This window comes from Bacteroides cellulosilyticus (assembly GCF_020091405.1).
In the GTDB taxonomy this organism is placed as follows: domain Bacteria; phylum Bacteroidota; class Bacteroidia; order Bacteroidales; family Bacteroidaceae; genus Bacteroides.
In genome coordinates, this window is sequence record NZ_CP081903.1 from 6097640 (window position 1) to 6122829 (window position 25190).

The 25190-nt window shown below is 43.5% G+C and carries 21 protein-coding genes and 1 pseudogene; 13 read left to right on the forward strand and 9 right to left on the reverse strand.

The features are described from left to right. Positions 1–46: 46 nt before the first annotated feature. Both K6V21_RS23495 and K6V21_RS26850 read left to right on the forward strand, forming a co-directional pair. Positions 47–1207: an acetylxylan esterase gene (locus tag K6V21_RS23495; protein ID WP_224320061.1), complete on the forward strand. Its 1161-nt coding sequence runs from the start codon at positions 47–49 to the stop codon at positions 1205–1207. Between the two features lie 11 nt (positions 1208–1218). After that, entirely contained in the window at positions 1219–1536 is a 318-nt protein-coding gene (locus K6V21_RS26850; RefSeq protein WP_408912629.1) for a hypothetical protein, read from the forward strand. Here K6V21_RS26850 and K6V21_RS23500 read toward each other — a convergent pair. The 3 genes and pseudogenes from K6V21_RS23500 to K6V21_RS23510 form a co-directional block, all read right to left on the reverse strand. Beyond that, positions 1482–1655: pseudogene (locus K6V21_RS23500) on the reverse strand (nucleoside deaminase); the annotation flags it as partial. The gene K6V21_RS26850 and the pseudogene K6V21_RS23500 sit on opposite strands and share 55 nt — an antisense overlap. A 67-nt stretch (positions 1656–1722) precedes the next feature. Further along, a complete protein-coding gene (locus K6V21_RS23505; RefSeq protein WP_408912630.1) occupies positions 1723–4368 on the reverse strand; it encodes a T9SS type A sorting domain-containing protein in 2646 nt (881 codons plus the stop codon). A 364-nt stretch (positions 4369–4732) separates the two neighbouring features. After that, on the reverse strand, positions 4733–4993 hold the full coding sequence (locus tag K6V21_RS23510) for a hypothetical protein (protein ID WP_224320063.1): 261 nt from the start codon (positions 4991–4993) through the stop codon (positions 4733–4735). Positions 4994–5419: 426 nt separating this feature from the next. Here K6V21_RS23510 and K6V21_RS23515 point away from each other — a divergent pair, with 426 nt between their 5' ends. The 3 genes from K6V21_RS23515 (at position 5420) to K6V21_RS23525 (ending at position 8929) form a co-directional block, all read left to right on the forward strand. Continuing rightward, a complete protein-coding gene (locus tag K6V21_RS23515; protein ID WP_224320064.1) occupies positions 5420–8320 on the forward strand; it encodes a xanthan lyase in 2901 nt (966 codons plus the stop codon). 74 nt (positions 8321–8394) lie between these two features. Then, positions 8395–8709 carry a hypothetical protein gene (locus K6V21_RS23520; protein ID WP_007214455.1) on the forward strand — a complete coding sequence of 105 codons (315 nt, stop codon included), beginning with the start codon at positions 8395–8397 and terminating at the stop codon, positions 8707–8709. 4 nt (positions 8710–8713) lie between these two features. Next, the gene (locus K6V21_RS23525; RefSeq protein ID WP_224320065.1) at positions 8714–8929 is read left to right on the forward strand and encodes a sulfurtransferase TusA family protein; all 216 of its coding nucleotides are present in this window, start codon (positions 8714–8716) and stop codon (positions 8927–8929) included. A 124-nt stretch (positions 8930–9053) separates the two neighbouring features. Here K6V21_RS23525 and K6V21_RS23530 read toward each other — a convergent pair whose 3' ends face one another. After that, on the reverse strand, positions 9054–10238 hold the full coding sequence (locus K6V21_RS23530) for a sensor histidine kinase (RefSeq protein ID WP_224320066.1): 1185 nt from the start codon (positions 10236–10238) through the stop codon (positions 9054–9056). Between the two features lie 233 nt (positions 10239–10471). On the opposite strand from K6V21_RS23530, the gene K6V21_RS23535 reads away from it, so the two are divergent. Both K6V21_RS23535 and K6V21_RS23540 read left to right on the forward strand, forming a co-directional pair. Then, the gene (locus K6V21_RS23535) at positions 10472–12289 is read left to right on the forward strand and encodes a YgiQ family radical SAM protein (RefSeq protein WP_224320067.1); all 1818 of its coding nucleotides are present in this window, start codon (positions 10472–10474) and stop codon (positions 12287–12289) included. A gap of 17 nt (positions 12290–12306) precedes the next feature. Continuing rightward, a complete protein-coding gene (locus tag K6V21_RS23540; RefSeq protein WP_224322087.1) occupies positions 12307–12948 on the forward strand; it encodes an outer membrane beta-barrel protein in 642 nt (213 codons plus the stop codon). Between the two features lie 11 nt (positions 12949–12959). Here the strand turns inward: K6V21_RS23540 and mfd are convergent, their stop codons facing one another. Continuing rightward, positions 12960–16352 carry a transcription-repair coupling factor gene (mfd, locus tag K6V21_RS23545; protein ID WP_224322088.1) on the reverse strand — a complete coding sequence of 1131 codons (3393 nt, stop codon included), beginning with the start codon at positions 16350–16352 and terminating at the stop codon, positions 12960–12962. A gap of 98 nt (positions 16353–16450) precedes the next feature. On the opposite strand from mfd, the gene K6V21_RS23550 reads away from it, so the two are divergent. The 3 genes from K6V21_RS23550 to K6V21_RS23560 are packed head-to-tail and all read left to right on the forward strand — an operon-like array spanning position 16451 to position 19487. Then, a complete protein-coding gene (locus K6V21_RS23550; RefSeq protein ID WP_007217660.1) occupies positions 16451–17203 on the forward strand; it encodes a polyprenol monophosphomannose synthase in 753 nt (250 codons plus the stop codon). A gap of 26 nt (positions 17204–17229) precedes the next feature. Beyond that, positions 17230–18585 carry a dihydroorotase gene (locus tag K6V21_RS23555; protein ID WP_224320068.1) on the forward strand — a complete coding sequence of 452 codons (1356 nt, stop codon included), beginning with the start codon at positions 17230–17232 and terminating at the stop codon, positions 18583–18585. Beyond that, a complete protein-coding gene (locus K6V21_RS23560) occupies positions 18582–19487 on the forward strand; it encodes a vitamin B12 dependent-methionine synthase activation domain-containing protein (RefSeq protein WP_224320069.1) in 906 nt (301 codons plus the stop codon). Before K6V21_RS23555 ends, K6V21_RS23560 begins: the two co-directional genes overlap by 4 nt. 136 nt (positions 19488–19623) lie before the next feature. Here K6V21_RS23560 and K6V21_RS23565 read toward each other — a convergent pair whose 3' ends face one another. Genes K6V21_RS23565 through K6V21_RS23575 form a run of 3 tightly spaced genes read right to left on the reverse strand, consistent with a single transcriptional unit; the run spans position 19624 to position 22213 of the window. Further along, positions 19624–20469: an outer membrane beta-barrel protein gene (locus tag K6V21_RS23565; RefSeq protein ID WP_195425595.1), complete on the reverse strand. Its 846-nt coding sequence runs from the start codon at positions 20467–20469 to the stop codon at positions 19624–19626. A gap of 44 nt (positions 20470–20513) precedes the next feature. Beyond that, on the reverse strand, positions 20514–21383 hold the full coding sequence (locus tag K6V21_RS23570; protein WP_224320070.1) for an outer membrane beta-barrel protein: 870 nt from the start codon (positions 21381–21383) through the stop codon (positions 20514–20516). 5 nt (positions 21384–21388) lie between these two features. Next, positions 21389–22213 (reverse strand): hypothetical protein, encoded by an 825-nt coding sequence (locus K6V21_RS23575; RefSeq protein WP_224320071.1) that lies wholly within the window; start codon positions 22211–22213, stop codon positions 21389–21391. A gap of 221 nt (positions 22214–22434) precedes the next feature. On the opposite strand from K6V21_RS23575, the gene K6V21_RS23580 reads away from it, so the two are divergent. Genes K6V21_RS23580 through K6V21_RS23590 form a run of 3 tightly spaced genes read left to right on the forward strand, consistent with a single transcriptional unit; the run spans position 22435 to position 24699 of the window. Further along, positions 22435–22920, forward strand: coding sequence for an RNA polymerase sigma factor (locus tag K6V21_RS23580; protein WP_007214467.1), 486 nt, complete (start codon positions 22435–22437; stop codon positions 22918–22920). 1 nt (position 22921) lies between these two features. Then, positions 22922–23548, forward strand: a complete 627-nt coding sequence (locus K6V21_RS23585; RefSeq protein ID WP_007214468.1) for a hypothetical protein — start codon at positions 22922–22924, stop codon at positions 23546–23548. Next, positions 23536–24699 (forward strand): metallophosphoesterase, encoded by a 1164-nt coding sequence (locus K6V21_RS23590; protein WP_025726426.1) that lies wholly within the window; start codon positions 23536–23538, stop codon positions 24697–24699. Before K6V21_RS23585 ends, K6V21_RS23590 begins: the two co-directional genes overlap by 13 nt. Before the next feature lie 43 nt (positions 24700–24742). Here K6V21_RS23590 and K6V21_RS23595 read toward each other — a convergent pair whose 3' ends face one another. Then, complete coding sequence (locus tag K6V21_RS23595) at positions 24743–25186, reverse strand: helix-turn-helix transcriptional regulator (RefSeq protein ID WP_217714364.1); 444 nt, start codon at positions 25184–25186, stop codon at positions 24743–24745. Between the last annotated feature and the right edge of the window lie 4 nt (positions 25187–25190).

Sequence of the window (25190 nt, forward strand, 5' to 3'; positions counted from 1 at the left end):
GATACCATAAAGTTCAAAAGATTAAGAATAATATAAACTATTTACCATGAATACTCCCAAAAAGATTACAGGAATCTTGTGCTTCTTACAGTGTTTTGTGCTTACGGTGTTGGCTGAAAGTCTTCCTAAAGACACTATATTCAGATATCTTGCTTCTAAAGCAAATTATGAAGAAGAAAACATTCCGAATTACGATCTACCTAATCCATTGATAATGAAAAACAGAACCACTATAAATACCCTGAAACAATGGAACCAAAAACGCAGGCCGGAACTACTCCGGCTCTTCGAAACGGAAATGTTCTGCAAAGCACCTAAACATCCGAAAGATATGCACTTCAAAATTCTGACAGAAGACAAAAATGCGTTAGGCGGTATAGCTACACGTAAGGAAGTTTCGATTTATCTGACAAAAAGTGACAAACACTACTTTACAGTCCTCATATATATTCCGAACAAGTGTTCAGGAGCAGTACCTCTATTCTTCGGATTAAACTTCAAAGGTAACCATACCATCAGCCTAGATCCCGGTATATCCTATCCAACTCCCGAAAAACAAAAAGAATTTTTATGGAAGAGATTGCCTCCCCGAGGCATTGCAGTTGCCCGATGGCCCATCGAGATGCTGATGGGAAACGGATACGCCCTTGTCACTATCTATCGCAGAGACATTGACCCTGATTTTGATGATGCATTTAAAAATGGAGTTCACCCTCTATTCTACAAAAAAGGACAACATCATCCGGCTAACGACGAATGGGGAACCATAGCCGCGTGGGCATGGGCCATGAGTTGTGCGATGAACTATTTCGAAGCAGACAAAGATATCAACACATCCCAAGTAGCCGTGTTCGGACATTCACGGCATGGTAAAGCCGCCTTATGGGCAGGAGTCACAGAGCAACGTTTTGCTATGATTATTTCCAATTGCTCCGGTTGCGGAGGGGCCGCCCTTTCCCGACGTGCAATCGGAGAAACCATTCAAGCCGTCAACCAACAGTTTCCCCATTGGTTTTGTCGCAACTTCTGGAAATACAACGGCAAAGAGAACACGCTTCCTTTTGACCAGCATGAGTTGATAGCTCTTTTAGCCCCACGTCCGGTTTATATTGCCAGCGCCACCGAAGATCAATGGGCCGACCCTAAAGGAGAATCGGAGTACATGCTACTCCGGTATATGAGTTTATATTCGGAGAAAAGGGGCTAGATGCCAAAGAGATGCCTCCAAGCGATACTCCTCTACAAGACGGTAGTATCGCCTACCACATTCGTTCCGGCAGGCACGACATCACTCAATATGACTGGAAACAGTATGTGAAGTTTGCAGATCAAATGGTTCAAAAAGTGACCATCACTATTTGCGTATGGAAGAATCAGGTTCCTATGCAAAATGTTTCCATACACTATGAAATCTCAGAAGATTTAATGAAGCCCCATAAAACAAAAAATATGGTTCTGAAAGACGGTACACTAATATTATCCAATATTTCCAACGGTAGTTTACGGTCGACAGGTTTTAAGGCAATCTCGTCATAAATGAAAGAGTCGTCGAAACTTATATTTGGGGCGTCAGTCTTGTTATTTCCGTAATACATTCTGTCCGGTCGTGCCCAATTAACACCGAGGCATATGGGGTATGACCCACAAGATAGATAGAAGTGTTAGCCAAGCAAAAAGATTGCTTTGTGTAACACTTCTATCTTAAGGATAATATGAACTGTTCTATTGCTTGATAATCTTCTTGGTTATGCGTTTGACACCATTTATGTCGAAGACTGCGTAATAGATTCCTGCATTGATCCCGGTCACGTTTATGCTGTGTTCCAAGGTATTACCTGATACCGGAATTGATTGACTTACAATCTGCTGCCCGATTACATTATAAATATAGAGATGCATTTGCTCGATGTCCGACTGAAAACTAGCTTTGATGAACAATCGATCCTTTACTGGATTGGGACTTATTTGTATATCTTTCCCGTTGACGTAAAGGTTCTCTATGCCGGTCGGGGCATCTCCGTGAAGCTGTATCTGAGAGGCATCCATGCCGTAAACAATAACAGGAGCTCCGGTTAGAGTTATTGTAGCTTTATGGTCTTTCACCGGGATCGATTCTTTTTGTCCGATGGCATTCAATACCGTAATGCTTTCTTCTTTGCAAGGCAAAGTCAGTTCCGTTTGTATATTCCATGAACTAATCCAAGGTTCCGGAGAACTGTTCCCATTGGGACGTGGAAGTATATCGCCTTCTATTCTGTCCCAAATAATACTCATAGGACCTTTAGGCGTATCGAACATGATTCCTTTGCTGAAAGGATTATTTTCACTGAACTTGATCCATCCTTTGAAACGGGCCCCATCCAACGCTTCGGATATATTGCAGTAAGCCATAAGGGAAGGCTTGAAACTTAGATCGCGGTTAATTAGACCAAAGAAATATTCGCGGTTGTCTTCTCTCACGCCTAATTGATTGTTCCATACAGAATTGAATAGCTGGTAATAGAGTGCATTCTTTACTCCTTCAGCAGCGGCAAGTGCAAATGAGAGGACCACGTTCTCGGCTGATTCGCGGGGAGTATCATTCCATGAATGGTTCGGAAAGTCAAGTGCGTAGACTTCCGTCAGGTATAAATCTTTATCATTTCCATGTGCTTTGATGAAGTTTTTGAGAGTACGGATGGAACCATAGTAATTCCAGTATTGATATCCTGAAGAAGGTTTCTCAAATTCATTCCATGGAACTGTTACAGGATAATCGGGAGTAAAGTTACCTCTTCCTGGGTGAAGTGCTATCCCATCCAGCAATTCCCAACCTCCTAGTGTGACGAGTTTTTCCAGGAATACTTCGTCAGTACCGGCAAAACCGAAAGATATAATTTTGATTTTTTGCCATTCCGTTTTTTCCGACTGTATCTTGCGAATAGCTTTTAACCATTTCACATAAGGCTCGGCCAATAGTGCTTTTCCGATACCTTCACCGGCTCCACCTATATCAGGAGAACTCATATTCAGTTCATTGCCGAACTCCCAAATTTTGTTTCCGTTCTTCACTATTTCTTGGAAGCAGGTTCGGATTTGTTTATCTTGTTCTGTATCACTCCACTTTTTTGTCCAGTCGATATTGTTATGATACATTGCTTCAATATTCTTGAAACTGCTGTTAATTCCGTTTCTTACCCATCTGACCCCCATTCTGTTTAGTAGCCGTTTCAATTCTGTTGAGTCGGGGATAGCCCAGTAAGCGGAAAGTCCCATGATGTTTTCATCAGGAGTAGATGTGAATTCATGTGGGGGTAGAAACCCTAAATTCGTTCTGTGGAATACTTGCTCCTTGCCAGTTTCATCCTCGATGGAAGCCTCTACAAAGTAGATTTCTCTTTCGCTTTCGGGGGTGAACTCAATGGGGTAGACCTGTAGCTGACCGGCTTCTAAAGTAAGTGACCGGCTTTCATTGACAACATAATTTCCGGCATAGTCTCTGATCCAATATTTGAGTGTGCAATTTTTCTTCTCTTGGGAAGTGTTGGCCAGATTTGCTTTTACGCTTAATGTTCCGGATGCATTCTCCCACCAATTGTAAGGTTTATCGGTACTGAGAGTTAATGCAAAGGGACGTCCTTTCCATTGGGCGCAGATGGCTTCGTACGGCCAGTCCGAAGAAGCCACCAGTACGGAGAACTTCGTGGAGTATGAACCGTCTTTATTATCAATTAAGACTGTGTGCCTGTACCAGTCATCCTTCCAACTGGAATTAGCCTTATTCTCAGGACCATAGGCCAGACATATTATTTTATCTTTTATGAGGAATGGGAAGAAATTGGAGTCTGCGGCTTCAATGGGCAATCCTCCTTGTGCATCCCGTTGCCATAAGCCGAGTTTGGCCTCTGGCAATATTTGGGTATTTGCCTTGTTGGAGAGTATGAAGCGGAATTGTGAGCCTCCCCAGTTGGTGACATATCCGGCAGGAACACCGGAAACCCAATATTGGACATCTACCCGGTCGGGACGTGCAATGAAGGTTCCGGTCAGTGTAATGGAAGAAGGTACAGATGAAGGAAAAGTGTAGGTGGCACGGATGGCCTGATATCCGTTTACTTCAATGATTTCATAACTGCATGTATTTTCCATTGTGATGGCAGGTGTCCATCCGAACTTTAGTTTTCCGAGTTGAATCAGGTTTTCAGATTCCTTGTTTTTGATGTATAAAGTCTCTGTGTTTGTACCTGATGCTTGCAGGATGTAATTGGGCATCTCAATTTTGTATAAAGTTTGTGCATTTAATGGTGCAATGCACAGACTTATCAGACATAATATCCAAACTCGTTTTAATTTGTGAACCGATTGAGGAAGTAGTGTCTTTTTCTGCATAAATTTTAGTAATTTAGTGATTATACAATTACAGCCGGAAACTGGCTGGCAAGACAAAACTAATGATTTGAAGCAGGTTGTTCAAAGAAACAGGGATAAATCATCGGAAACGATTTCATGAGAAAATGTAAAGATAAAAAAGAGGATGCACTGTCGCATCCTCTTCTATCAATACAAAATCTGTATTCTTTTATTTCTTGAAATAACGGTTGTACGGACTTCAACACTACTACGAGGTAATCTGCCGCAGACATGAACATCGGTACTTTCTACTTTGCGTATCACCGCTCTAGCATTTTCCCTTGCCATTCCATGCCTACTTTTCACGTTCCTTCAAAGAGCCTATGACAAGGTCATGGCATCTCTACACCGCACACCCAGCCGTCAGTAAGCAGGTTTCTTCAGCTATTATTCCAAGATTCAAAATAGACCTTGGCCTTGATGTGACTTGATAACTTTGCCAACGATGCTGCATCAATAGTTCATTTTCATTCATCTCCTTGCCATCGACATTGCCATCCTTACGGAAGACTTTCAATTGTCGTTCACCACCTATCAGTTTCCAATTCCAACAAAGCAACACAAAGTGGTTTGCTATCAACTCCTGCGGTAGACCTACTACCATCTCTTTAAAAATTACGAGAATAACATTACTGAGTAGCCAACTCTTTCACGTTATTTCTCTCGTGACACACACTGAAGATGGCAAAGGTAACGACTTTCCCTAACACTGGTTTTGGGAAGGTTTCAAGGCAAGCGGAATACTACCTTTTCGTAACGTTTTATCAATGATAAACGTATCATAACCTTTGGCTATTTATATTCAATGATTCCCCTTTATCAACTTGTACCTTGTTATCTTGTTAACTGCGAAAGCTGAGCTTGCGAAACTTGAGGATATAATAAAAGAACAAGACGGGGGAAATGATTCAAATATATAAAATAAATGAAATGTATATCTCCCAACCAATAAAATACGTAATTTTGTCCGCCTCTGGAGCACAAAATATCTTTTGTTGTTCCCAGATGGCAGAACTAAACCGTATTACGTATGAAAAGAATTGTTTTATTACTTACCATAATTCTATATGGAAGCTCACTCTTTGCACAAGATATCGAGGCGAACGTGCAAGATCGTCTTCAATCTTTCTTCCGGGAATATACTACCACAACCGTAAATATAGGAACTTGTAAACTGGATAGTTTCCGCATCAATCACCAAAAGAAAAAGCTGTTCATCTATGCCGATGAAAAGTTTTCCTATCAGCCTTTTCGGCCGGAAACAGTGGATGCCATTTATCGACATCTGAAACAGATATTACCGGGTCCTGTGAACTACTACGATCTGACGGTAGTAACAAGCGGACAAACTATCGAAAACCTCATTCCAAACTTATATCGGAAAGGAAAGAAAGATAAGTCTCGCCTGTACAGCGGACTGGAATACAAAGGTGAACCTTGGGTGACACGCACTTCCCGTCCTTACGACGTCAGCCGGGGATTAGAAGGGAAGCATATAGCTTTATGGCAAAGCCACGGGAAGTATTTCATCAACAAAACAGGCGAATGGGGTTGGCAACGGCCACGGTTATTCTGCACCACAGAAGACCAGTTCACACAATCCTTTATCCTGCCTTATGTTATCCCTATGCTAGAGAATGCCGGTGCCAACGTATTTACCCCCCGCGAACGGGATACACAAAAGCAGGAAGTCATTGTCGATAATGACGGTGCGCAGAATTCCCTCTACCTGGATGTGAAAAGTCGTAAAGCCAAATGGGAGCAAACAGGACTCCCCGGCTTTGCCTGGCGCAAACAGGTTTATCGGGACGGAGAGAACCCCTTCGTCAGTGGTACCGCACGTTTTGCCCCTACAGAAAAGAAAAAAGACAAAGCCTTTGCCGAGTGGATACCCGATATTCCGGAAACAGGAGAGTATGCTGTATACGTCTCTTATCAAACTTTGCCTAATAGCGTAAGTGATGCCAAATATATTGTTTTCCATAATGGAGGAACCACTGAGTTCAAGGTAAATCAGCAGATAGGTGGTGGTACATGGGTGTATCTCGGTACTTTTTCTTTTGATAAGGGAAAGAATGATTATGGCATGGTGGTACTTAGCAATGAAAGCAAACAGAAAGGGGTAGTCTGCGCTGATGCCGTACGCTTTGGTGGTGGAATGGGCAATATAGAACGCGGTGGAGAAACCAGTGGAATGCCTCGTTATCTGGAAGGTGCCCGTTATTCCGCCCAATGGTCCGGCATGCCTTATCCGGTTTATGGCGGGCGTGAAGGTAAAGATGATATGTCCGATGACATTAATGTACGTTCCAGAATGATTAACTATTTGTCCGGCGGTTCGATATTCAATCCCAAAGACAAAGGTTTAGGAGTACCTTTTGAACTCTCAATGGCATTGCACAGCGATGCGGGTGTCAGCAAAGAAGATAAAATCATAGGTACGCTCGGCATATATACCACTGAATTCAATGACGGAGTACTCGGAGCCGGAACAGACCGCTATGCCTCCCGAGACCTTTCCGACATTCTGCTTACCCAACTCCAGCGGGATATCCGTTCCAGTTATGCCACGGACTGGACTCGCCGCAGCATGTGGAACCGTAATTACAGTGAAACGCGACTGCCCGCCGTTCCTTCCACTATTGTCGAATTACTTTCGCACCAGAACTTTGCCGATATGCGCCTCGGACATGATCCCAACTTTAAATTCACCGTAGGACGCTCTATTTATAAAGCCATTCTGCAATACCTTTGCGATCAGCATGGCAAGGATTATGTGGTACAACCTCTTCCTGTAAGTAACTTCGCAATTCGCTTCGGCAACAAAAAGAACACACTGGAACTTTCCTGGAATGGTGAAGAAGACCCGTTGGAACCAACTGCCAAACCGCGCGAATACATCGTATATACCCGCATTGGTCGTGGGGGCTTTGACAATGGCATACGTGTCAATAGTCCCTCTTATACCGTAAAGATAGAACCCGGTATTGTCTATTCCTTTAAAGTAACCGCGGCCAACCGGGGTGGAGAAAGTTTCCCCTCCGAAATTCTTGCAGCTTATAAAGCAAAAAAAGAAAAAGGACGTGTGTTAATTGTCAATGGATTCGACCGCCTCAGTGGGCCAGCCGCCATTGATACCCCCACTGAAGCCGGATTCGATTTAAGTAAAGATCCGGGTGTACCTTACTTATATGACATCTCACTTTGTGGTGCTCAAACAGAATTCTCCCGTAAACAGACCAGAAAGGAACTGGGACGTAGCGGTAGTGAATGGGAAGGAATGAAAATTGCCGGAAACAGCTTCGATTATCCTTTCATACATGGGAAAGCGATACAGGCATCCGGAGATTATAGTTTTGTATCATGCAGTGATGAAGCCGTAGAAAGCGGACGTATTCCATTGGAAGCTTACGATATCGTAGACTATATCCTCGGACTGGAAAAAGAAGACCGCCAAAGCAATCCGGCAAGCAATGCATATTACAAAACCTTTTCCTCTGCCATGCAGCGAGTACTGACCGCTTATTGCCAATCCGGTGGAAATCTGCTTGTGAGCGGTTCCTATCTTGGCAGCGATATGAACGGTTCGCAAGGAGACCGGGAGTTCACACAAAACATTCTGAAATATGCCTACGGACAGTCCATCACCGATAATCGCTCAGGAAATATTAATGGTCTGGGACGTACATTCAGTATCCCCCGCCTACCCAATGAGTACGCTTATCCTGTAACTGCTCCCGAATGTATTCTACCGACAGGTACTGCTTTCCCGGTACTCACCTATACTGCCGGAAATCAAAGTGCCGCCATTGCCTATCAGGGCAACTACCGTACCTTCGTTATGGGGTTCCCATTAGAGAGTATTGAACAGGAAACGGATCGCAACGCTGTCATGGCTTCTATCCTGCAATTCTTTCAAGCAAAAAAGTAGAAAACAATACGTCTAATTAAAAATAACGCTTATCTTTGCTCTCAGAGTATAAACCTTTAAAAATATAAAACACTATGTATACTATACAAGCAAACCCCAGCGGTACCCGCAGCCTAGAGATATCCGAAGAGAACCTGGCAACCATTGAGAAATACGGACTTTTCCGTCATCTTATTGACAGTAATGGTATTGTAGACGAATCTGTTTTGGAAAAACTGCGACTGAATATCCGCTCCCTCATCGCATCACAGGAAGAAGACAGCAAAGACTTGCTCGACCTCTGCATCGACGTGATATACCATAACAACATGAAAGCCTTCGGATTACAGCAACTGATTAAGCTCTATCTGGAATGGTTTTCAAAGCAGGAACCCATAGAAGAGGAATAATAAAATGAAAACAATCGACACGTGCGGTCAAAAACTTTACAGTCCTCTCATCCCGGCCGTCAAAGCCATGTGCGAAGCTACACCGGGTGAGAAACTGGAAATTATCATGAATGATACTGCTGCCTTCAATGATTTAAAAGAATATCTGGCAGAACAACAAATCGGCTTTCGTGAGATTTACGATGGCGAACAAATGACGGTGCAATTCACCAAAAGATAAATTGTGCAGTAAATAGCAAATCATCATTCATGATCGTATCCGGGAATTAGAGATAAAAAAACGAATCCTGTTTCAGCATAAGAAAGCTTCTAACAGGATTCGTTTTTATATTATTTTCTCTCATTTAATTATATTCCCGATTCATAATCAAGGGTACTACAAACCAAAATGTAGAACCTTTATTGACCTCAGATTCCAAACCTGCCCTACCTCCCAAATTTTGGATAATAGTTTGTGAAAGTGTCAACCCCAGACCTGTTCCCGGTACTTCCCGATCCAACTTTTTAAAACTGGAAAATATCTCTTGCTGTTCTTCTTTCGGAATTCCAATTCCAGTATCGGATACATAAAAGTAAACCTCATCCGTTCCCTCCATACGACAACTAAAGCGTATCTCCCCTGATTTGGTAAACTTGATCGCATTATGAATCAGGTTTGCCATCACCTGAATGATGCGTTGGCGTTCAGAATACATGATAATAGGCTGCACAGAGTCTTCACAAATCAAATCAACTGAAGGATTATTGAATAGTTTCACCTTAAACATACCTTCCAGTTCTCTTAACAAGTCATTGGCATCAAACTCAGAATACTCAAAATTCAGAGTTCCGGCTTCTATCTGCGAAAGATCAAAGATATCATTTATCAAACGTAACAAACGTTCATTGTTCTCTGAAATAATATCCATATACATTTTCTTTTCCTCTTCATCAGAAGCAGTAGCTATCAATCCCGAAAAACCAACAATCGCATTCAGTGGTGTACGGACTTCATGACTTATATTCGCAATAAAAGTGGATTTCAATCTCTCTGCAGATATCGAGTTCTTTCTCTCAATATTCAGCAACCTTTGAACATTCTGTAGTTCCGTCACATCATAAACCGTCAATACCATATGATCTTCCCCGTCAATAACAACATAAGCCCCCGATACTGAAACATCACAAGGGATTACTTTGTCTTCTTCGTCATTCAGAAGATTCATAGAAGCATTTACTTTTTGGAAACTCTCTTTCTTATGAAAAGCTCTTCCAATAGCCGCGCGGATACCACAAAGTTTACACTGCTGATGCATACCACATTCGCCGGCTTCGGCAGCATTCCGGCAATGCAACAGGTCACCGACCTTTTGTGTCATACCAACCTCAGGAGCAGGAAGCTTATTCAAGGAATAGTAATTGGTATCGCAGACTATAAAATCTTTATCAATCAGTAAAAAATAAGCATTGATATTCTGCAAAATCATAGTTGTCTGATCGAGTTTGCGTTGTATCACATCTTTTGATTCTTCATACGGAGGTATTTCCATAATATATAGATTGATTTATATTTTATTTGTGCCATCGGCGTACAAAAGTATAAAATATAAAGATAAAACAGACGATTCTCTGATATTTTTGTTAGCGCTCACCTTACAAGGAGGATTTCGTCGTCTCACGAAGCCGTTTTACCTCGGACTTGGGGACGAACCGCAAGCATCGTCAACAGGAATTTAACTATGCATTTTCTGGCTGAACTTCATTTTATGCGTATCTTTGCGGCATGAAAGAATATCGACTGACTGATTGGTTGCCCACAACGAAAAAAGAAGTGGAGTTACGCGGATGGGACGAACTGGACGTTATCCTGTTCAGTGGTGACGCTTATGTAGACCACCCTTCTTTCGGGGCTGCTGTTATCGGACGTATCCTCGAAGCAGAGGGTTTGCGCGTGGCGATTATACCTCAACCCAATTGGCGGGATGACTTACGCGACTTCAAGAAGTTAGGACGTCCCCGCCTGTTCTTTGGTATCAGTCCCGGATGTATGGACTCTATGGTAAACAAATACACTGCCAACAAGCGTTTACGTAGTGACGATGCCTATACACCGGATGCACGTCCGGATATGCGTCCGGATTACCCTTCAATTGTTTACACTCAAATTCTGAAGAAATTATATCCCGACGTTCCCGTCGTATTGGGAGGTATCGAAGCAAGCATGCGCCGCGTGACGCATTATGATTATTGGCAGGATAAGCTTATGAAAAGCATTCTCATAGAAAGCGGGGCCGACTTGCTGATTTACGGAATGGGAGAAAAACCTGTGGTGGAACTGATAAGAAGATTCAATGATAAGCGGTTATCACTAAATACCATTCCGCAAATTGCTTACCTATGCAAGACAACGGACTTCATCAGTGAAGAAGGAGATATCCGTCTCTTTTCTCATGCTGAATGTCTGAAAGACAAGAAGAAGCAGGCTGCCAATTTCCGCCACATTGAAGAAGAGAGTAATAAATATACTGCCTCCCGTATTACACAGGAAGTGGATAACATGACTGTTGTTGTCAATCCTCCTTACCCACCCCTGACGGAAGCTGAACTCGACCGTTCGTACGATTTGCCCTACACCCGTCTGCCTCATCCCAAATACAAAGGCAAGCGAATTCCGGCATACGATATGATTAAGTTTTCGGTGAATATCCACCGTGGGTGTTTCGGTGGTTGTGCATTTTGCACGATCTCGGCACATCAGGGAAAATTTATTGTAAGCCGCAGTAAAGAAAGCATTCTTAAAGAAGTAAAGGCACTAATGGAGCTTCCCGACTTTAAAGGATACCTGAGTGACCTTGGCGGTCCATCCGCCAATATGTACCGGATGAAAGGGAGGGATGAGAATATTTGTAAGAAGTGCAAACGCCCCTCATGTATCCATCCTAAAGTTTGTCCGAACCTGAATACCGACCATCGGCCTTTACTGGATATTTATCATGCGGTAGACACTCTACCCGGCATCAAAAAGAGTTTCATCGGTAGTGGTGTACGTTACGACTTGCTCTTGCATCAAAGCAAAGATCCGGCGACTAATAAAAGCACTGATGAATATACCCGCGAATTAATAGCCCGCCACGTAAGCGGTCGTCTTAAAGTGGCACCGGAACATACCAGTGACCGGGTATTGAGTATCATGCGCAAGCCCTCGTTCGACCAGTTTCAGGAATTCAAAAAGATATTCGATCACATCAACCGCGAAGAAGGGTTGCGGCAACAGCTGATTCCTTATTTCATTTCCAGCCATCCCGGCTGCAAGGAAGAGGACATGGCAGAACTGGCTGTTATCACCAAGCGCCTTGATTTTCATTTGGAACAAGTGCAAGACTTTACCCCCACCCCCATGACCGTAGCCACTGAAGCTTGGTATACCGGCTATCATCCATACACATTGGAGCCTGTATTCAGTGCCAAAACACCACGTGAAAAGCTGGCGCAGCGTCAGTTCTTCTTCTGGTATAAACCGGAAGAACGAAAGAACATCATCAACGAACTGCGCCGTATCGGACGGATGGATTTGATAGACAAATTATATGGAAAACGATAAATATTAATCTACCAATGATGAAACGACTCTTAATTCTCTTCGCTCTCTTTTTGAGTTATGCAAGCACAACCTTGCAAGCACAAGACTACCTGCCGCAAAACTTCAGTATCTCACTGGGTGGCGGACTAACATTGCCGCGCGTAGAAGGAAACCGTAATGACTTTTTCAGTAAAAATGGCGACCGTGCGGGATACAACCTGATGACAGAAGGACGCTACTACTTCATGCCCAACTTTGCCCTAGGGCTTCAGTATGATTACTTACGGGTAGCTCGTCTGCCGGATAAAATGCACCTCCATTATATACACCCCAATATTACTTACCGCTACTTGTGGAGCGAGGGAAACCAAGGGGTATTTCTTTCATTCGGCATAGGCTACATGAACTATCAGGAACGTACTTACCAACGAGGTGAACGGAATGGAATATCTTTTCAGAGAGGATATTGCGGACTGTCATTCGGCATGGGTTACGAATTCTACATTACCAAGAAATTATCAGGAGTGTTTCGTGCAGATATACTCACAGCCGACTGGTTTGCAAACCCCGACGCACGGCTTTCCAATCCATACGATTATGATGACGGAATAGACCACAGTTGGTTTAAGAACAATGTCACATTCTTTAATCTGGGATTTGCGGTACAGTTTGGACGATAGTCGTCAGGAAACTATCCTTCTTCCACCTGCATCGCCACAATCTCCTGCAAAACACCAACTGCCGTTTCCACATTCTTCACATCCTTCACCAGCATACTACGACGGGTATTCTGTTCGCGCAAATCGCAGCGACGGGTATACTTCATCATGTATGCAATAACTTTACCGAATGCCTGACTCTGATAATAGGGGCTTTCCGGATTGGAAATAAAGAATAACGACATACGCCCGCCTTTAAGAAAAACTTTTTCCGCGCCAAGGCGGGCAGCAAGACGACGCAACGGCACAATACGCAGCAGTTCTTCCGTTTCTGACGGAACAGGACCAAAACGGTCGATAAGCCGATTACGGAAAGCTTCTACATCTTTATCCAATGTCAGGCTATCCAATTCACGGTAAAGTAACATACGCTCACTACTGCCCGTGACGTATGTAGCGGGCAGCAGCAATTCCAGATCACTTTCTACCTGACATTCATCAACAAACTGTTCGCCACTAATGACACCACCTTCGGCTTTCAACTCTTCAGCATAGAGATCGGCAAACTCATCAGTCTTCAATTCGTGAACAGCTTCCGTTAATATCTTCTGATAAGTTTCATAACCAAGATCGGCAATGAAACCGCTTTGTTCTGCCCCCAACATATTGCCTGCACCACGAATATCGAGGTCCTGCATAGCAATATGAATTCCACTACCCAAATCGCTGAAGTTCTCAATAGCCTGCAAACGACGTCTTGCCTCGGGAGTCAAAGAAGAAAGAGGAGGTGCCAGCAAATAACAGAAAGCTTTCTTATTGCTTCTTCCCACGCGACCGCGCATCTGGTGAAGATCGCTTAAACCAAAGTTCTGTGCCTGATTGATAATAATGGTATTAGCATTTGGAATATCAATACCACTTTCTATAATGGTAGTAGCTATCAAGACATCATAGTCATAATTGACAAAGCCAAAGATTATCTTTTCCAGTTCTGTCGGTTCCATCTGCCCATGTCCGATAGCTATTCTGCAATCCGGAATGTGCCGCTCAATCATTGCTTTCAATTCAGGCAAATTGGAAATACGGTTATTCACAAGGAACACCTGCCCGTTACGACTCATTTCAAAGTTGATGGCATCAGCAATCACTTCCTCGTTAAAGGTATGCACTTCAGTCTGAATCGGATAACGGTTGGGCGGAGGTGTTTGTATCACACTCAGGTCACGTGCCCCTATCAATGAGAATTGCAATGTGCGGGGAATAGGTGTAGCCGTCATAGTCAAGGTATCTACATTCACTTTCAGCTGGCGCAGTTTCTCTTTTACAGATACTCCGAATTTCTGCTCTTCATCAATAATCAGTAATCCCAAGTCCTTGAATTGTATATCTTTACCTAAAATACGATGTGTACCGATCAGTATATTCACATCTCCGGTAGCCAAACCTTTTATAACTGCTTTTGCCTGCGCTGCCGTGCGGGCACGGCTTAAATACTCCACCTTGCAAGGCAAATCTTTCAAACGATCCTTGAACGTCTGAAAATGTTGGTAAGCCAGCACTGTCGTAGGTACCAGGACAGCCACCTGCTTATTATCCGCCACCGCCTTAAAAGCTGCACGGACTGCCACTTCCGTTTTACCGAAACCAACGTCTCCACAAACTAAACGGTCCATCGGGCGATTACTTTCCATATCTGCTTTTACATCCGCCGTAGCTTTACTCTGATCAGGTGTATCTTCATAGATAAACGATGCTTCCAACTCCCGCTGCAGGAAACTGTCCACACTAAACTGGAATCCTTTTTCCTCCCGACGCTGAGAATATAGCCTGATAAGATCGCGTGCAATATCCTTAATCTTAGTTTTGGTGCGCTCTTTCAGTTTTTCCCAAGCACCGGTACCTAACTTATTCAGGCGGGGAGCTTCACCATCCTTACCTTTATACTTAGATACTTTATGCAATGAATGAATGGAAACAAACACCACGTCTTCATTCTGATAGACCAGTTTCATCACTTCTTGTGTCGTATCTCCGTTAGGAATACGCACCAGTCCTGAAAAACGCCCTACTCCATGATCGGTATGTACGACATAATCTCCCGGAGTAAACTGGTTCAACTCTTTCAAGCTTAGAGCCACCTTACCGCTACGCGCTTTGTCACTCTTCAGATTATATTTATGAAAACGGTCGAACAACTGATGATCCGTAAAGATACAAAGCCGCAAGACATTATCGGCAAACCCTTCATGCAACGTACGTTCCACGGCCGTAAATGCAATCTGATCCCCCCTGTCTTCAAAGATGGCACGGATACGGTCAGTTTGTTTCATGCTGTCGCTACAGATGTACAACGCATATCCCTTCTCCATATATTCTTTGAAACTCTCAGCTACCATATCAAAATTCTTGCGGAAAATAGGCTGTGCAGACGTATCAAAAGTAATCGTAGCATCCGGTGTACCTGTCGGTTTATTACCAAATTCCATACGACGGAAATCCAATGCACGGAGTGTAAACTCGCTTCCGTCAATCAGCTTGCCATCTAAGGTTATACAGCCACTTTCTTCTGCTTCGCGGGCAGCAATTGCCTGTGGAGTAAGTGTTTCATCATGCACTGTCTGAATGCGCTCACGCAACCAAAGCAAATCACGCATTGCCAGTACGGTATCCGCCGACAGAAAATCCAGAAACGAAACCATGCCACTCGCACCACCCTGCTCCAGACTACGGCTTAAATCGGGGACAATTACAATGCTATCCTTCCTTTCTTTGGAAAGCTGTGTCTCCACCTCAAACGTGCGGATACTTTCCACTTCATCCCCGAAGAAGTCAATACGGTACGGAAACTCAGAAGAAAAAGAAAACACGTCGATAATGCTACCACGTACGGCATATTGTCCCGGTTCATACACATAATCTACATACTCGAAGCCATAACTACGCAACACTTCCATGATAAAGTTCGTGTCCACGTTCTCCCCCGAATGCAGTTTCAGGGTTTTATCCCCCAATTCTTTCCGGGAAACGACCTTTTCGGCCAATGCATCAGGATATGTCACCACACAAAGTCCTTCTTCACCTTTCTGCAAGCGACTCAACACTTCAGTACGAAGTATTTCATTCGCAGCATCTTTCTGTCCGTATTTTATTGCCCTGCGAAATGAAGAAGGGAAAAACAAGACTTTATCTGTTCCCAGCACCTGCGTAAGGTCATGGTAGAAATATCCCGCCTCTTCCAGATCGCCCAGAATAAAAACAAAAGGAAATTCTCCACGCTGCACCAGCACGGACGAAAACAGTGAAGCAGCAGAAGCACATAGCCCGCCACAGAAAAGAGTGCGGACAGACGGATTCTTCAGTAAACCACTCATAGCTTCCACATTGGGATGGGCGGCATATCGTTGTTGTAGCTCGGTAATAGTCATCATAACGGGCGCAAAATTACTAAATAATCCTTAGTTTTATTCGTATGTGGTAGAAAACACTTAACTTTGTTCCCAATTTAGAACCTCCTTTTATGAATATGCAGACATCGGACAGCATCGTTATCATTCCTACATACAACGAACGGGAAAACATCGAGAACATCATCCGTGCCGTTTTCGCCCTGGAAAAAGTATTCCATATCCTGATTATAGAAGATGGCTCGCCTGATGGCACTGCCAACATAGTCAAGACCCTTCAGCAAGAGTTCCCCGAACGTTTGTTCATGATAGAACGCAAAGGCAAACTGGGACTGGGTACTGCCTATATCGCAGGCTTCAAATGGTCGCTGGAACATAATTATGAATACATCTTCGAAATGGATGCCGATTTCAGCCACAACCCTGCCGACCTGCCACGCCTGTACAAAGCCTGCGCCGAAGAAGGTGCCGATGTCTCTATCGGTTCACGCTACGTCAGTGGCGTCAATGTAGTGAATTGGCCTATGGGACGGGTATTGATGTCCTACTTTGCCTCCAAGTATGTACGCCTCATCACCGGACTGCCGATACATGATACGACCGCCGGCTTTAAGTGCTACCGTCGTGAGGTATTGCAGACAATCGACCTGGATGGTATCCGCTTCAAAGGTTATGCCTTCCAGATTGAAATGAAATTCACTGCTTACAAATGCGGTTTCAAGATTGTGGAAGTACCGGTTATCTTTATCAACCGGGAACTGGGTACCTCGAAAATGAACAGCAGTATCTTTGGAGAGGCCGTTTTCGGTGTTATCAAACTGAAAATGCATAGTTGGTTCCATAAATACCCGCAAGCAGTAAAAAACAATTAGTGATTAATGATAAATGATTAGTGAAGATGAAAAGAACACTGATACATAACGCAACAATAGTGAACGAGGGACGCTCTGTACAAGGTTCCGTAGTGATTGAAGGCGACCGGATTGCCGAAATACTTACCTATGGAAAAAAGCTCTCCGTTCCTTGTGATGAAACCATAGACGCTACCGGCTGTTGCCTGTTGCCGGGTATCATCGACGACCATGTACACTTCCGCGATCCGGGATTAACCCACAAAGCGGATATTTTCACCGAAAGTCGTGCAGCCGCCGCAGGTGGTGTCACTTCCATCATGGATATGCCGAACACCACCCCTCTGACTACCACCCTTAGTGCGCTCGAACAAAAGTTTGATTTACTGAATGAGAAGTGTATCGTTAACCACTCCTGCTACTTCGGAGCCACTAATAATAACTATACGGAATTCAACCAGCTGGACAAACATCGTGTATGCGGCATCAAACTTTTCATGGGTTCCAGTACCGGAAATATGCTGGTAGACAAAACAAACAGTCTGCTCAATATATTCAATGGAACAGATATGTTGATTGCTACCCATTGCGAAAGCCAGGAAATCATCAAAAAAAACACTGAATACTATAAGAAAATGTTCAGTGATGCACCGGAAGTTCCTATCAGCAAGCACCCCAACATACGTTCTTCAGCCGCCTGCTACGCCTCAACAGAACTTGCGGTACGCATGGCAAGCTTAGCGGGTGCACGTCTGCACGTGCTTCATGTCTCTACAGCCAAAGAACTGCAATTTTTCAGTGATATACCGCTGGAAGAAAAGCATATTACAGCCGAAGCCTGTGTCGCACACCTGTTATACCGCCAACAGGACTATAAAGAACTGGGAACACGCATCAAATGTAATCCTTCCATAAAGAAACAGGCTGATCGTGATGCTTTACGGAATGCAGTCAATACCGGAGTGATTGATGTGATTGCTACCGATCATGCGCCCCACCTGCTCAGCGAAAAAGAAGGTGGCGCACTGAAAGCCATGTCGGGTATGCCCATGATTCAATTCTCTCTGGTCAGCATGCTCGAACTGGCAGAAAAAGGAATTTTCTCCATTGAAACCATTGTAGAGAAAATGTGCCATGCTCCTGCCCAGATATATGGTATCTGTGATCGCGGTTATGTCCGCGAAGGCTATAAGGCCGACCTTGTACTTGTCAGCCACGGAGACCGTTGGGAAGTCAACTCTGAGAATATTCTCAGCAAGTGCGGATGGAGCCCGCTTGAAGGTAATTCTTTCCGCTGGAAAGTAGAAAAAACATTTGCTAACGGACACCTGATATACAGTGACGGACAAGTAGATGATACTTACCGTGGCGAAGAGTTGAGATTCGATTACAAAGATAAATGATGAACAGCTCTGCGGATAAAGTGTTGACGTACGCTATCCATGACGTTACTCCATACATCAATTGGATATACTTCTTTCATGCATGGGGATTTCAGCCTCGCTTCGCCGCCATTGCGGATATCCACGGCTGCGATGCTTGCCGTGCTTCCTGGCTTACGACTTTTTCTGAGGATGATCGTGCCAAAGCTGCCGAGGCAATGCAGCTACTCAAAGAAGCTAACCGGATGCTTAACCAGCTGGATGAGACTTATCATGTACACACCATTTTCCGTCTTTGCAAGGCTAATGCCGATGGGGATAATTTACTGTTGGACGGCACACGCCTTCCTTTACTCCGCCAACAGATCCCCCATCCGGATGGCAGTCCTTTTCTCTGCCTCAGCGATTTTGTTCGTCCCCTTGCTTCCGGTACACCTGATACGGTAGGTATTTTTGCAGCTTCCTGTGACGGAGAAGTTGAACTTCTCTATGAGGATGATCCCTACAAACGTATGTTGGTACAGACACTTGCCGACCGACTTGCCGAAGCCGCCACCGAAAAGATGCATGAATACGTGCGTAAAGTTGCCTGGGGGTACGCAAAGGACGAAAACCTTTCCATCCCCGAGTTGTTAAAGGAAAAATTCCAAGGCATACGTCCTGCCGTCGGTTACCCTTCTCTGCCCGATCAGTCTGTCAACTTTCTGTTGAATGAATTGCTTCATATGCAGCAAATAGGCATTACGCTAACAGAAAACGGCGCTATGCGTCCACACGCCACTGTTTGCGGATTAATGCTGGCTCACCCTGCCGCACGATATTTTGCAGTAGGCAAGATTGGAAATGACCAATTGGAAGATTATGCACGACGCAGAGGAATGCCAATTAATGAAGTAAGAAAGTTTTTGGCGGCCAATCTCTAACTTTCTCCCTATTAAAAAGAATAACATCAGCTTATAGTTGCGTTATTATATGCTTGCGGCTGCGTCAGCTCACACTTATACAAGTGTAAGACAACGCAGCCGCAAGTGTAAGCCGATACAGCCGCAAGTGTTCTATTCAGAATTTATATCCTATTTCAAACTCCAGATTTGTAAACCCTTCACTCCTACGCCATGAAGTCCAACCTGTACGTCCGGTCAGTCCGAATGTGAAATGGCGTCCCTCTACTCCCATACTATAAGCTACTCCACCGGTGAAACGTTTACCAAAAGCTTCAGATTCTTCTGTTTCGTATGTATACTGAGAGCCATAGCCATCCGGGTTAGGACTCTGAAGTTGTCTCACATCACGAATATCCCCATTAATGCCGCAATCTACATAAGGGCCGGCAGCAATTACCCAATTCATCGAGGAACTTAAACGGAACTTATAAGCAAAAAGCAAAGGAATTTCCAGATATGTCAATTTATAATTGGTAGTTTCATTACTATAATACCATGTGTTGCCCTCCATTTCACGGTGCGCAATGTAAGCTGCCGGCTGGAAAGACCAATGCTTGGCCATTTTAATGTCTACACCTCCCCCGACATGAAAAGACACTTTATCTTTCGTCTCTTCAGCGCCCAAAAAGCGACTAACACCCACACCTGCCTTCACAAACCAGGAAAAACGCTTATCTATAACCAACCGCCCCATCGAAATCATTATAGGTGTGTTAACGGTGATGTCTTTTCTACCTTTCTCCACCTGAATGGAATCAAGGTAGAGCGGTACATCTTCAATGAAAAAATTACCATCCTTATCAGAAGTAGTACTCAAATTTGTGCCTTTTACGGTTACTTTGGCATTCTTCACCGGATAATGATCCTTATCAATGAGTCTGCCTTTCAGTTTTTGTCCCTGCGCCATAGATGCTCCTGATATGCAGAGGCCTATAATTGCTAATATAATTATTCGTTTCATTATATATAGTATTCTTTATAAATTCAACATTTGATAAGTAGGATTTAAAAACGGTACGAAACACTGGCCCCCAGCACAAAGTTATGTTCCTTCACATCTCCCAGTCCTTCATCCTCCGCAATAATTCCCATATTCTTACCGGAAACGTTTATCATAAGCTTCTTATATTCCACACCTATGCCATAAGTCATACCGAACCCGAGCGGATGCAGCAATGCATGCTTATAATTTCCCCAGCTACTCTCATAATCTTTACTATAAATGTCATATTCAGCATCTTCCTTACCCGTTTCTGAAACTTTCACTTTACCGCTAAGTCCCCATGAAAATACCGGGCCGAAAGAAAGTACCAAACTCATATTACGAGCCAGGTCATAACGTACCAGAAAATTCAACGGTACATCCAGCATCAACGGATTCCAGGTTTCCTTATAAGAGTATGATCCTTCCGTGAAATTATATTCCGCACCCCGACTGGCCAGTTGCACCATCGGACGAAATGCCCAACGCTTAGACATACGCACTTCCATACCTACACCAAAGTGATAACCGTTTTTGCTATCAGAGCCCTCTGCCGTATAACGGCTCCAGTCCATTCCGGCTTCCACTACCAGCGAAAGACGCTTCGGGCGGGCAGCCATCATTATCGGCCGATCAATCTTTGCATCGGTAGTCTCCATACCGATTGACTCTACAATCACTTTCTTAGTATCAACAGGTACGTCCCGCAACAGGAATTTACCGTCGATATCGGTTATTGAACTGATGTCGGTACCTTCTGCGGTGACCAAAGCACCTACTATCGGTTCGTTTCTCTTGTCAGTTACCACACCTTTTATATCGTGCGTCTGCTGTGCCATGAGGGTTGTCAGTCCGGCAATCGTCATGAGCATGGTTATAATCAGTTTTTTCATCTTTCTTATCTTGAGTATTGAATCCGTTGAACATATCCGTAGATCGTATCATTATCTTTCGTTACTACAAAAGGACGCATATAATAAGCCTTCTGTAAAAGAGGGCCAATAAAATGCATGCCATCAGCCGACTCAGAAACATACGTTTTATCAGCAATGGTAGGGAGTTGATTTACATCGGAATAGCAAACTCCAACCTCTTTAAATCTTCCTTCAAATCCATCCACCCCAAAGTAAACTGATACTTCATTCTCATTAGCATATCCTAAATCTGCATAAGGAAGGTATTTCGTAGGAATCGTAAAGGACTTAAGATCATCCAAAGTAGCTTGCCTGATATCTTGCTGCAAACAGTCATGAAGGATGCCGGGACCACTACCCCAACTGTTACTATAAGCAACCGCACGATAATAATAGGTACCGGCCTGCCAATCAGAATGATCAAAATACCAAATAGCTGTAGTACTTTGCCAACCATAATAATACTCGGGATAGACACTATATACATTGTCATAATCGAAGCTATATGACAACAAAGCCTTGTCCGTCAAATTTTCTTTGTCAGGAGATATAAAGTATTCAATATGCCCGAATGACTGATAAGGAGAATCCAGCACTATATCAGCTGAAAACACATACACCCTATTGCGGTAATTAAGATGCATACCATGGGTAGATTCTAAATTTTCCAGTTCGGTATATGAAAAATCCACCACCTCCTTTACTTCACTCTTAACCTCAGAGGGCGGAAACTCCGGGCTATCAATATCACCACATGCCGACAAACCCAGCAGCATTGCACAACACACTCCAATAAAATATTTCATCATCGTTCTCTTATATTGTTGTTAATAGTATCCTTGCAAAGATAATGCACTCTTTTATAATTATCAAACTCTTTTTTTATAATATTTAGCCAAAAAAGCAATTTCAACAGCCAAATAGCCTAAAAGGAATACTAAATGATTAAAATCTAATCACACCCTTGTGATTTTCTAATTACCTTTGCGACTAACAGAGCAAAAGCAATTCAAGAAGCAAGAAACAGACGATGGAGAATGTAGAACAGGAGTTCTTGTCCGTGATACGGGAGTATGAACGCGTCATATATAAAGTGTGCTATCTGTACACGACGCCGAATGCTACTCTTAACGACCTGTATCAGGACGTCGTGCTCAATTTGTGGAGAGCCTACCCCAAGTTCCGGAGAGAGTGCAAAGTATCCACATGGATTTACCGCATCGCACTGAATACTTGTATTAGCTTTATTCGCAAAGAAAAGAACATTCCCGAAATCGTGACTCTAAGCCAGGACTCCGACCGAATGGAAGAATCGGACGAAACACAAGCCATGCTAAAGCAGCTCTACCGGATGATTAACCGTCTGGGCCCGTTGGAAAAGTCTATTATTCTGCTTTATCTGGAAGAAAAAAGCTACGAGGAAATTGCTGAAATCACCGGCCTGACGGTAACAAACGTCGCTACCAAAATCAGCCGGATCAAAGACAAACTTAGAAAAATGAACAAGGAGGAATAATATGGAATTGGATGAACTAAAGAAATCTTGGAATGCGCTGGACGAGCAATTGAAGAAAGAACCGATTGCCGACGAAAAGCAGATTGCGGGCATGATTGCCGAATACAAGGCAAACGCACGCAAAAGCATAGGGCGCCTTACGGGTTGGCAACGCTTCTCCATAGGTATTGGAGTCGTGGGACTGGCTCTCCTTCTGGTTATTTGGTTACTGCCGTCCATCTTTCAGATCAACGAAGAATGGCAACCCAAGATTAATACACTCGTAATATTTGTCGGCATCAGTATTCTGCTGGGAATCTGGTGGGATCACAAAAACTATCGCTGGATAAGAAACACGAAAATAGATGAAATGCCTGTAGCCATAGTAAGCAAACGTATGGCAAGTTTCCGCCGATGGACGAGATATGAAATTATCGCTATTTCCGTATGGGTGATTGTTTTCAATGTACTCAATTATTGGGTGATGGGCTATTACAAAGCTTCTTTCGGCGTTCAGGCCACTTTGATTGCATTCTTTGTGTTGTGTGATATTGCCATCATCTATCTGCTATACAAAAAAGTAGCTTACAAATTCCTTAACGACATCAAGAAGAATATAGAAGAATTAGAAGATATATGCACAGAATAACCCTACTCCTTATCCTTTTTTTATTGATCCCCGATTTGTACATCTACTTTATGTACATTGTTCGGAAAACTAAAAACATCTGGCTGCGCATTGCGCACTGGATCCCCACTCTTTTATTGATAGCAGGCTACTTTCTGTTGATGCAGGGCATAGGCGAAAATGCGATGGCACACCATGCACAAGCCATCGGAAGACTGGCTATCTGCATTTTCCTGTTTGCCATTCCCAAGACTATCTTTATGATATGCTCGTTGGTGGGGCTACCTTTTCACTATTTGCTGCGCTGGCCCCGTTCACCGTTTACGGCTGTAGGGTTAGTATTGGGTGTAGTCAGTTTCTTTAATATACTTTATGGCACCCTGGTGGGTATCAGCAAATTTGAAGTGAAGGATATCGAATTTCACCACCCCAATCTTCCGAAAGCATTTGACGGTTACCGTATCGTGCAACTATCGGATATACATATCGGCAGCTGGATAGACAATGAGAAACCCATCAATGAACTGGTAGAACTCGTAAACGCCCAGAAACCCGATCTGATAGTATTTACCGGTGACCTGGTAAACCAAAGAAGTTGCGAACTGGAAGGATTTCAGGACATTCTGGCGCAATTGCATGCCAAAGATGGAGTATATTCCATTCTGGGTAACCATGACTACGGAAGTTACTATCATTGGAAAAACCTGAAAGAACAGGTTAATAACATTGACAATCTGGTTCGGATGCAAAAGACAATGGGATGGAAACTACTGAACAATGAGTATGATATATTACATCATGAGGGGGACAGCATCGCACTTATCGGTGTAGAGAATGATGGTGAACCTCCTTTCTCACAATTTGCCGACCTGAAAAAAGCGACTAAAGGTACAGATGGAATGTTCCGCATTCTGTTAAGCCATAATCCTACGCACTGGCGCCGGGAAGTACTGCCGGATACAGACATCGAGCTGATGCTTGCCGGACATACTCATGCGATGCAGGCTATCATGTTCGGTCATTCACTTGCTTCGCTGATTTATCCCGAATGGGGAGGGATGTACACTGAAGGAGATCGGGGATTATATGTCAATATAGGAATCGGCTATGTAGGACTACCGTTCCGTTTCGGGGCATGGCCGGAAATCACAGTGATAACGTTGCGTGATTAGGTGCAACGTTATCACTCAAAGCTAATTATTATCGGAAATAAAGTTAATATTTACTCTTCTGTATATACCTATCAAAACTATCCTCGCTTGATAAAGATAATTTAGCCTTTATGCGTTGTTTGGCTTTCAGTACAGAGCAGGAAGTAATATTAAAAATTAGAGCAATAGCCTTGTTAGTTAGTTGAGCGCGTACCAAATAACATAATTTCAATTCCTGCATACTTAAGCGACTGGTTTTCAAATCCTCCGGAAGCCAATCAGCGCCATAAAGTAAATCAATCACTGCAAAGAGATTCTGCCACTCATATTCATCCCTGATAGTTCCATAAGTGGGAGCCAAGTGCAATTTGAGTAATTGGCTTAAAGCCAGCATTTGCGAAGAAGAAACAGATAAAGCAGAAATATCCTCAAATCTGTTCAATTCCTTAGTCAGTTGCTTATTCCTGAATAACAGACAGGAGAATAAATTTTCATTGTATGTATCCATAGTT

Bases quoted from the DNA above. Each gene is read 5' to 3' on its own strand.
- K6V21_RS23520 (WP_007214455.1), top strand. From the start codon at position 8,395: ATGTATACTATACAAGCAAACCCCAGCGGTACCCGCAGCCTAGAGATA.
- mfd (WP_224322088.1), bottom strand. From the start codon at position 16,352: ATGACTATTACCGAGCTACAACAACGATATGCCGCCCATCCCAATGTG.
- K6V21_RS23565 (WP_195425595.1), bottom strand. From the start codon at position 20,469: ATGAAACGAATAATTATATTAGCAATTATAGGCCTCTGCATATCAGGA.
- K6V21_RS23495 (WP_224320061.1), top strand. From the start codon at position 47: ATGAATACTCCCAAAAAGATTACAGGAATCTTGTGCTTCTTACAGTGT.
- K6V21_RS23595 (WP_217714364.1), bottom strand. From the start codon at position 25,186: ATGGATACATACAATGAAAATTTATTCTCCTGTCTGTTATTCAGGAAT.
- K6V21_RS23560 (WP_224320069.1), top strand. From the start codon at position 18,582: ATGATGAACAGCTCTGCGGATAAAGTGTTGACGTACGCTATCCATGAC.
- K6V21_RS23510 (WP_224320063.1), bottom strand. From the start codon at position 4,993: ATGGTAGTAGGTCTACCGCAGGAGTTGATAGCAAACCACTTTGTGTTG.
- K6V21_RS23555 (WP_224320068.1), top strand. From the start codon at position 17,230: ATGAAAAGAACACTGATACATAACGCAACAATAGTGAACGAGGGACGC.
- K6V21_RS23525 (WP_224320065.1), top strand. From the start codon at position 8,714: ATGAAAACAATCGACACGTGCGGTCAAAAACTTTACAGTCCTCTCATC.
- K6V21_RS23505 (WP_408912630.1), bottom strand. From the start codon at position 4,368: ATGCAGAAAAAGACACTACTTCCTCAATCGGTTCACAAATTAAAACGA.
- K6V21_RS23540 (WP_224322087.1), top strand. From the start codon at position 12,307: ATGAAACGACTCTTAATTCTCTTCGCTCTCTTTTTGAGTTATGCAAGC.
- K6V21_RS26850 (WP_408912629.1), top strand. From the start codon at position 1,219: ATGCCTCCAAGCGATACTCCTCTACAAGACGGTAGTATCGCCTACCAC.
- K6V21_RS23550 (WP_007217660.1), top strand. From the start codon at position 16,451: ATGCAGACATCGGACAGCATCGTTATCATTCCTACATACAACGAACGG.
- K6V21_RS23535 (WP_224320067.1), top strand. From the start codon at position 10,472: ATGAAAGAATATCGACTGACTGATTGGTTGCCCACAACGAAAAAAGAA.
- K6V21_RS23530 (WP_224320066.1), bottom strand. From the start codon at position 10,238: ATGGAAATACCTCCGTATGAAGAATCAAAAGATGTGATACAACGCAAA.
- K6V21_RS23570 (WP_224320070.1), bottom strand. From the start codon at position 21,383: ATGAAAAAACTGATTATAACCATGCTCATGACGATTGCCGGACTGACA.
- K6V21_RS23585 (WP_007214468.1), top strand. From the start codon at position 22,922: ATGGAATTGGATGAACTAAAGAAATCTTGGAATGCGCTGGACGAGCAA.
- K6V21_RS23580 (WP_007214467.1), top strand. From the start codon at position 22,435: ATGGAGAATGTAGAACAGGAGTTCTTGTCCGTGATACGGGAGTATGAA.
- K6V21_RS23590 (WP_025726426.1), top strand. From the start codon at position 23,536: ATGCACAGAATAACCCTACTCCTTATCCTTTTTTTATTGATCCCCGAT.
- K6V21_RS23575 (WP_224320071.1), bottom strand. From the start codon at position 22,213: ATGATGAAATATTTTATTGGAGTGTGTTGTGCAATGCTGCTGGGTTTG.
- K6V21_RS23515 (WP_224320064.1), top strand. From the start codon at position 5,420: ATGAAAAGAATTGTTTTATTACTTACCATAATTCTATATGGAAGCTCA.